This window comes from Deltaproteobacteria bacterium GWC2_65_14, assembly GCA_001797615.1.
Lineage (GTDB): Bacteria > Desulfobacterota > Deferrimicrobia > Deferrimicrobiales > Deferrimicrobiaceae > GWC2-65-14.
Window position 1 is genome coordinate 14,784 of record MGPV01000058.1, and the last position, 2,902, is coordinate 17,685.

General features: G+C 54.6%; 1 protein-coding gene and 1 pseudogene (1 of these 2 running past the window's edge). Both read right to left on the reverse strand.

The window, feature by feature from the left end; translation table 11 throughout:
• A pseudogene (locus A2X88_05865) lies at positions 1-1,276 on the reverse strand (hypothetical protein) (it extends 125 nt beyond the left edge of the window).
• A 122-nt stretch (positions 1,277-1,398) separates the two neighbouring features.
• Complete coding sequence (locus tag A2X88_05870) at positions 1,399-2,475, reverse strand: two-component system response regulator (GenBank protein OGP33225.1); 1,077 nt, start codon at positions 2,473-2,475, stop codon at positions 1,399-1,401.
• Between the last annotated feature and the right edge of the window lie 427 nt (positions 2,476-2,902).

Here is a 2,902-nt window from a genome sequence, read left to right on the forward strand (position 1 = left end):
CAATCCGCACGGTGTGGTCAGGCTCGGCCAGTCCCACCCAACACAGGGGATACCCAATCTCGACGACAGTATCGCAAACCTTCTGCAAGGTATCCTCGATGTTCGCCCCCTGAATAACCTTCTGGTCGATTGCATGAAGCCCTGCGAGCATCTTGAGTCCCTTGCTGATACGCCTCTGCGCTTCGTTGCGTTCCTCGATTTCTCGCTCGAGCTTTTCTGCCATCTCGTCGAATGTCTGACCCAGCTGCCCCAGTTCTCCCAGGGTCGGTGGCAACCCGGAACGCGCCGTGAGATCCCCTGCGGTTAAGCGCTTTGACGCCTCCGTGAGGACGCCGACGGGACGTACGATCAGAACATTTCCCCCGAACCACATGATCACCAGGGAAAAGATCCCAACTACGGCAAGGATCGTAAGGTTCCTTGAAAGCAAACGATTGGACTCTGCATAGAGCCCCTCCGTGGGAATGCCAAGGAGGACATACGCACCATTTCCATAAAGCTGCCCGCTCAGGGTGGAAAACAGGTACAATCGTTCAATGCCGTCAGCTCCCTTGGCCTCGAATATCCCCTTCTTCTCCTTCGAGATCCTCTCGAAGATCGGCTTTTCCAGAGGGTTTCCCCGCCCGAAAAATTGGGCTTCAGGGTAAGCGGCCAGAACGGATCCTTTGCTGTCTAGTTTTATGTAAGTGGAATTTGCGGGTGTCTGAATGTCGACTTCGTACTCGAACTTCGTCAACAGGGAAAGATCGAGTGCGGCGTAGATCACCGCGGCCACATCTCCATCACTGTCGAAGATAGGGAGGCCGAAGTTGATCGCGGGCTTTCCCGTGATGCGTCCCACCTGGTACTGGCCGACGGAGAACGACCGTTTTTCGAGGGCTTCCCGGAAATAGGAACGATCCGACACATTCACAGGTTTTTTGAAGGGAAGGGCACTGCAATACACTTCTCCGTCGGGACGGGCGACGCCGAAATTCGTATACTGCGGAAAACTTTGAAGCATTGAACCAAGCAGTTCGTTAGCGCGCTTCCCTCCCTTGACGATCGTTGGATTGTTCGCAAGCAACGCAAGGATCTGCCGCGTCTCCCGAAGAACCTCTTCCTCGTGAATAACCGCAAAATTGATGATCCTCGCCGCATCTTCCCTCGCATGCTCAACGGCTCGACGCCTGAGGTCGAGGCAATTGAAATAAAATAAGGTGACAAGGGGAACGAGAATAAGGAGGAACAGCAGGATCACTCGAGTGCGAACGCTGGAGAAGGGGGAACGTCGCATTCCATCTCCCCGGAAGGAACTTACATACGAATATTATCCCCCCTGATTAGAAATCAAAAGCGGAAAATGCCTCCCATCCCCATGGATTTTTTCATTTCCATCGATTCTTCGCTCCTTCATCCTCAATCCTTGTTCTCGTCGAAAATTTCCCCGAATCGGTCCGATTTCTTCTTGAAAATGGCCAAGATCTCCGGATCGAAGTGGTCGGGGGAAGTCCTTTCGTCTCCCTCGGTGATGATCTGCACCGCCGTTTCATGGTCGAAGGGAGGCTTGTAGGGGCGTTTGCTCCGCAAGGCATCGTATTGGTCGATGATGTTCATGATTCGCCCCTCGATCGGGATCTCCTCTCCCTTCAAGCCGAGGGGATATCCTTTCCCGTCCCACCTCTCATGGTGGGACAGGGCGAAGGTCTCGGCAGCCTGCAGGAAGGGGCTGTCGGACTCCCGAAGGATTCTCGCGCCGACGGTGGTATGGGTCTTCATGATCTCGAATTCCTGCGGCGTCAGCCTGCCCGGCTTGAGGAGAATGGAATCCGGGATGCCGACCTTCCCGATATCGTGCATCGGGGCGGCATACGACATGATCCCTGCTTTTTCCTTGGGGATACCCAGCTCTTTTACGAGAACTTTGGTGTATTCGCTGACCCGCTTGATATGGGTGTAGGTATCTTCATCCCGGTACTCCGCGGCAAGCGTCAGCCGGTGCACCGTATCCAGCAACGCTTTTCGAAGCTGCTTCGTTCTCTCCTCAACCTGCTCTTCCAGGATATGGCTGTGGGACTCCAGGAAATCCTGGTATCGTTTGACTTTCAACAGATTGTTGACCCGGACCACCAACTCGGTATTGTCGACGGGCTTGCTCAGGAAATCGTTCGCCCCCGCTTTGAGCGCCGTGATCCTCGATTCCCTGTCGGCATAGGCGGTAAACATCACGACGGGGATACCGCGGGTGCCGTTCCCGTCTTTTAACCTGCGGCAGGTCTCCAAGCCGTTCATTTTCGGCATGGAGATGTCCAGGAGGATGAGATCAGGCTTGATCTCTTTTGCCTTCGATAACCCCTCCAGGCCGTCAGAGGCCGACTCGATATCGAGACCTTCTTTGGAGAGGAGCGCCTCCAGAACATGTACTACGATTTCTTCATCGTCGATGACCAGGATCTTCTCTTTCCGTTGCGCGTCCACTTCTTTCCTCCCGAACAAGGTTCACGATATCTATATCGGAAAGAAGGAAACGAATCTTGAAGACGGTTCATGGATACATCGAAAATCGGAATAATCGCGGGTAGGGGAAAGGTCCGGCTTCAAACTGATAAGCTGGCACGGCTTGGGGCCATGCTCTCTCACTCACCAGTGGAGGATAAAGTCTCTGCTCTGCAACCCTGTGAAGCGATATTTGAGCCAGTCGGCCCTTTTCTACGAAAAAAAGGGACTCCGGCGGGAAGCCGAAATCCCTTTTAATATCCAAATGGTGCCGAAGGGGGGACTCGACCGCAGTGAGCCTCGGCGGTCCACGCCATCGGCCTTTGCGGCGCGGCTTCGGGCTGACGCGCTCCTAAAGTCGCGCTTTTCCTCCTGTTCGTCGGCGCCCTCGCCGGTTCGAGTCCCCGAAGTGCACCAGTCGAAATAT